The 4438-nt window shown below is 70.1% G+C and carries 6 protein-coding genes; 2 read left to right on the top strand and 4 right to left on the bottom strand.

Going from position 1 to position 4438, the window contains the following annotated elements; genetic code table 11:
* Window positions 1-454, bottom strand: a 454-nt coding sequence (locus tag V6M46_RS07775; RefSeq protein ID WP_332663498.1) for a CG0192-related protein, incomplete at its 3' end; no start/stop codon positions are given.
* Between the two features lie 88 nt (window positions 455-542).
* On the opposite strand from V6M46_RS07775, the gene V6M46_RS07770 reads away from it, so the two are divergent.
* Together V6M46_RS07770 and V6M46_RS07765 are read left to right on the top strand one after the other, a co-directional pair.
* Window positions 543-725, top strand: a complete 183-nt coding sequence (locus V6M46_RS07770) for a hypothetical protein (RefSeq protein ID WP_332663497.1) — start codon at window positions 543-545, stop codon at window positions 723-725.
* A gap of 29 nt (window positions 726-754) precedes the next feature.
* Window positions 755-1693: a D-2-hydroxyacid dehydrogenase family protein gene (locus V6M46_RS07765; RefSeq protein ID WP_332663495.1), complete on the top strand. Its 939-nt coding sequence runs from the start codon at window positions 755-757 to the stop codon at window positions 1691-1693.
* On the opposite strand, the gene V6M46_RS07760 is transcribed toward V6M46_RS07765, so the two are convergent.
* The 3 genes from V6M46_RS07760 to V6M46_RS07750 all read right to left on the bottom strand — a co-directional run.
* On the bottom strand, window positions 1690-2529 hold the full coding sequence (locus V6M46_RS07760; RefSeq protein ID WP_332663493.1) for a transglutaminase family protein: 840 nt from the start codon (window positions 2527-2529) through the stop codon (window positions 1690-1692). The genes V6M46_RS07765 and V6M46_RS07760 overlap by 4 nt on opposite strands.
* Window positions 2526-3452, bottom strand: coding sequence for an alpha-E domain-containing protein (locus tag V6M46_RS07755; protein ID WP_332663492.1), 927 nt, complete (start codon window positions 3450-3452; stop codon window positions 2526-2528). The genes V6M46_RS07760 and V6M46_RS07755 overlap by 4 nt, the downstream gene beginning before the upstream one ends.
* The coding region (locus V6M46_RS07750; protein ID WP_332663490.1) for a circularly permuted type 2 ATP-grasp protein at window positions 3446-4438 on the bottom strand (993 nt) is incomplete at its 5' end. The genes V6M46_RS07755 and V6M46_RS07750, both read right to left, overlap by 7 nt.

Raw genomic sequence — 4438 nt, 5'->3', positions numbered from 1 at the left:
GCGGGACATCGGAGCGGGTGCCGCTGCCCTTGACCCGAACGGTCGGCTCCGCGATCTGGGTCCGGCCGTCGGCGAACTCGCGCACGAGCTCGGCCTGCGTGCCGCCGGTCAGGATCGTGGCGGCCAGAACCGACTGGTAGACCGGGTCGCCGATCGCGTCATAGATCCACCGGGGACCCAGCAGCGTGTGGTCCATCGTGCCGACCAGGAACGACTCGGCCCCGTCGAGCGGCGCACCGCGGTAGGTCCACGGCACCTGCAGGAGCGGCCCGTCCCCACCACGTACGAGGTGGGTCTCCATGCCGACCTCGCCGTCCGGGTCGTCGAAGCGATAGGCGCCGACGTGCTCAAGGGACGAGGCGTCACCGACGAACCAGGGCTGCGTCGGCAGCCACGTCGCCATCAGCTCGGGCTTGGTCGGGGTGATCTCGGCATCGCCGTGCAGAATCGCCATGCAGAGAATCTATCCGAGCGCGATTTCCACGTTTGACGCGCCGGTGAAATGCTCGCAGAGCGGTACCGATCCGAGGATGGTTGGTGCCATGGGCAACAACGCAGGCGCGAACGCGGGCGGCGGCGCCATCTACGGGTTGGGCATCTTCGGTGCGCTCTTCTACTTCTGGCAGCAGGCGGACGGCTTCTGGGACCACGTCTGGTCGCTGTTCGAGGCGGTGTTCTGGCCGGCCTACATGGTCTACCGGGCCTTCGAAGCCATCCCGCACTGAGGACGAACCATCCCTGACACCATGGCCGCATGAACATCGTGGTGCTCGACGACTACCAGCAGGTCGCGTCGGCCCATGCCGACTGGGACTCCCTCGAGGAGGACGTGACGTTCCTCGACCGGCACCTCGAGGGGGAGGAGCTGCTGGCGGCGCTCGAGCGGGCGCACGTGATCGTCGCGATGCGCGAGCGTACGCCGATCGATGCCGACCTGCTGGCCCGGCTGCCCGAGCTGCGACTGATCGTGACGACCGGGCGGCGCAACGCGTCGATCGACGTCGCCGCAGCCCGCGGGCGCGGCATCCCGGTGTGCGGCACGGCCGGACTCGCGTCGTCGACGGTCGAGCACACCTGGGCGCTGATCCTCTCAGCAGTGCGCCACATCCCCGCGGAGGACCGGTCGATGCGCGACGGCGGCTGGCAGACCACCGTCGGCACGGGACTCGCCGGCAGCACCCTCGGCGTCATGGGGCTCGGCCGCCTCGGCTCGCAGGTCGCGACGATCGGTCAGGCGTTCGGGATGGACGTCATCGCCTGGTCGCAGAATCTCGACCCCGAGCATGCCCGGTCCCTCGGCGTACGCCCGGTGTCGAAGGCCGAGCTGATGGCCGGGTCCGACATCGTGACGATCCACCTCGTGTCGAGCGCCCGTACGCACCACCTCGTCGGCGCTGACGAGATCGCCGCGATGCGCCCCACCGCATACCTGGTCAACACCTCACGAGGGCCGATCGTCGACACCGCGGCACTGCTCGAGGCCCTGCACGCAGGCTCGATCGCCGGAGCGGCGATCGACGTCTACGACACCGAGCCGCTGCCGGTCGACGACCCGCTGCGCACCGCCCCGCGCACCGTGCTGACGCCCCACCTGGGCTACGTCACTAACGACGGCTACGACGTGTTCTTCCGCGAGGCCGTCGAGGACATCGCCGCATGGCGGGCCGGAGCGCCGATACGCGTGCTCGACTAACGCAGGCGGGTGATCTCGACCTCGACGAACAGCTCCGAGCCGCCCGACGTCGAGAAGATCCCGCGCAGCGGCGGGCTGTCACCGTAGTCGCGACCCTTGGCGACCACGACGTGACGCGGTCCGGGGGCGATCGCGTTGGTCGGGTCCCAGCCCACCCACTCGCCGTCCCACCACTCGATCCACGCGTGCGACTCGCCTGCGATCGCCTCGCCGATCACCGGCTCCGGCGACGGGTGGAGGTAGCCCGAGACGTAGCGCGCCGGGATGCGCGCCTCACGCAGGATGCCCAGCGTCAGGTGGGCGAAGTCCTGGCAGACGCCGTTCTTGCTGTCCCACGCGTCGGCCGCGGTCGTCGTGACCTCGGTGCTGCCCGGCAGGTAGGCCACGCTGTCGTGCAGGAAGCCGGCCGCGGCCAGGGCGTACTCGCCAGGTGTCATGGCGGCGGCCCGGATCGGCGCTAGCTCGGTCAGCAGCGACGGTGACGGCGCGACCCACGAGGACAGCTCGAGGAACTCGCAGTACTCGTCCTCCACGGTCGACAGGTCGGCCCACGTGGCGGAGTGCGGTCGAACGGGGACGTCCTGCGTCTCGACGACCGCGGTCGCCACGACGGTCAGGTCGGTGTGCGGGTCCTGCACCTCGAACGACGTGACGGTGGTGCCCCAGTAGTCGCGGTACTCATAGCTCCACGGCGGCGGCGTGATCTCGAGCCGCGAGCGCAGGACGTACTGCTCCGAGGTCGTCATCGGCGTCATGCGCGCCTCGTTGAACGACGCGGCCGCGCCCCGCTCGTAGTGGTAGCCGGTCGTGTGCCGGATCCGCATCTGCATGCTCATAAGAGGACTCCGCCGCTCCAGGTGTGCTCCTCGTACTCGGCGAAGTAGCGCGCCGTCACGGCATCGCTCGCCGCGGCGCAGCTGCGCTGCAGGCGCTCCATCTCGACGGGCAGGTCGAACACGATGTCGGCGAGCGGGCGGTACTCCAGCTCGGTGCGAGCGCGGCCGAGCAGCCGCTGGGCCTCGTCGCTGAAGCCCGTACGTTGGCCGCTGCGCTCGAGCTTGGTCAACGCCTTCTCGGCCTGCGCCAGCGACGACACGATCGAGCGCGGGAACCAGCGGTCGAGCAGGAGGAACTCGGCGGCCTGCCGGTCGGCCTCGATGCCGCGGTAGGCGCGGATGAACGACTCGTACGCTCCGCAGGCCCGCAGCGTCGTGGGCCAGGCGACCTGCGGCCCGGACGCCAACGCGGCGGTCGACAGCAGCCGGGCGGTCATGTCGACCCGCTCGATGCTGCGGCCGAGCATGTAGAACTGCCAGCCCTCGTCGCGGGTCATGGTCGAGTCGGCGATGCCGGAGATCATGGCGGTGCGGTTGCGCACCCACGCGAACATGTCGGGCGACCGCATCGCCCGGGCTGTCGGCAGGCCGCGCCACGTCGTGTTGATCGCGGCCCAGATGTCGGTCGAGAGGGTCTCGCGGGCGCGGCGGGCGCTCTCGCGGGCGGCGCCGATCGCCGCGGCGATCGACACGGGAGAGTCGGCGTTGTGCGCCAGCAGGTCGAGGATCATCCAGCGGTTGGGGTTGCCGACGTACTCCTCGACGCCCATGACCGACAGCAGCTGTTCGCACGACGTGCGTTCGTCCATGCCGGGGTCCTCGATCAGGACCTGCATCTGGACGTCGAGGATGCGGGCGGTGTCGTCGGCGCGCTCGAGATAGCGGCCGATCCAGAACAGTGACTGCGCGATCCGGCTCAGCATGGGGGTGCCTCCGCTTCGCGTCCTTTCGACAGGCTCAAGGACCGTGTGGTCACGACCTGGGCAGCGTCCCTTGAGCTTGTCGAAAGGTCCTTGCCCTGTTGCTGTTGCTGTTCCTGCTCCTGCACCTGGACGTCGCGCGCCTCGCCGTCGATCGCAGGGCCGGCGGACTGCGGCGTGCCGGCGACCCGGCTCGCCGCGGGTGCGCCCTCGCCCACGTCCTCGGGATCCGTCGGGCTTGCCAGCACCCAGGTGTCCTTCGACCCGCCGCCGCGGCTCGAGTTGACGATCAGCTCGCCCTCCGGCAGTGCGACGCGGGTCAGCCCGCCCGGGAGGACGAACACGTCGTCGCCGTCGTGCACGGCGAACGGCCGCAGGTCGACGTGGCGCGGACGTACGCCGTCCTCGACCAGTGTCGGCACGGTCGACAGCGAGATGACCGGCTGGGCGATCCAGGCCCGGGGATCGAGCAGGATCTTGTCGCGCAGCTCGTCGAGCTCGTCGCGAGAGGCGGCCGGCCCGATCACGATGCCCTTGCCGCCCGAGCCGTCGACCGGCTTGAGCACGAGCTCGTCGAGGCGGTCCAGCACCTCTTCGCGCTGCTCCGGCTCGCCCATGCGCCAGGTGTCGACGTTGCGCAGGATCGGCTCCTCCGACAGGTAGTAGCGGATGAGGTCGGGGACGTACGTGTAGAGCAGCTTGTCGTCGGCGACACCGTTGCCGACCGCGTTGGCGATCGTCACGTGCCCGGCCCGGGCGGCGTTGATGATGCCGGGGACGCCGAGCGCCGAGTCGGCGCGGAACTGCACGGGATCGAGGAAGTCGTCGTCGATGCGGCGGTAGATCACGTCGACCGGCTCGAGGCCGTTGGTCGTACGCATCATGACCCGGCCGGAGCGGCACACCAGGTCGCGGCCCTCGACGAGCTCGACGCCCATCGTGCGGGCCAGCAGGGTGTGCTCGAAGTAGGCCGAGTTGTAGACGCCCGG

The sequence above is a fragment of the Aeromicrobium sp. genome, assembly GCF_036676885.1.
Classification (GTDB): domain Bacteria; phylum Actinomycetota; class Actinomycetes; order Propionibacteriales; family Nocardioidaceae; genus Aeromicrobium.
Note: the sequence above shows the minus strand (reverse complement) of the source record. Positions and strands in the feature narration are given on the sequence as shown.

Bases quoted from the DNA above. Each gene is read 5' to 3' on its own strand.
- V6M46_RS07755 (WP_332663492.1), bottom strand. From the start codon at position 3,452: ATGCTGAGCCGGATCGCGCAGTCACTGTTCTGGATCGGCCGCTATCTC.
- V6M46_RS07760 (WP_332663493.1), bottom strand. From the start codon at position 2,529: ATGAGCATGCAGATGCGGATCCGGCACACGACCGGCTACCACTACGAG.
- V6M46_RS07765 (WP_332663495.1), top strand. From the start codon at position 755: ATGAACATCGTGGTGCTCGACGACTACCAGCAGGTCGCGTCGGCCCAT.
- V6M46_RS07770 (WP_332663497.1), top strand. From the start codon at position 543: ATGGGCAACAACGCAGGCGCGAACGCGGGCGGCGGCGCCATCTACGGG.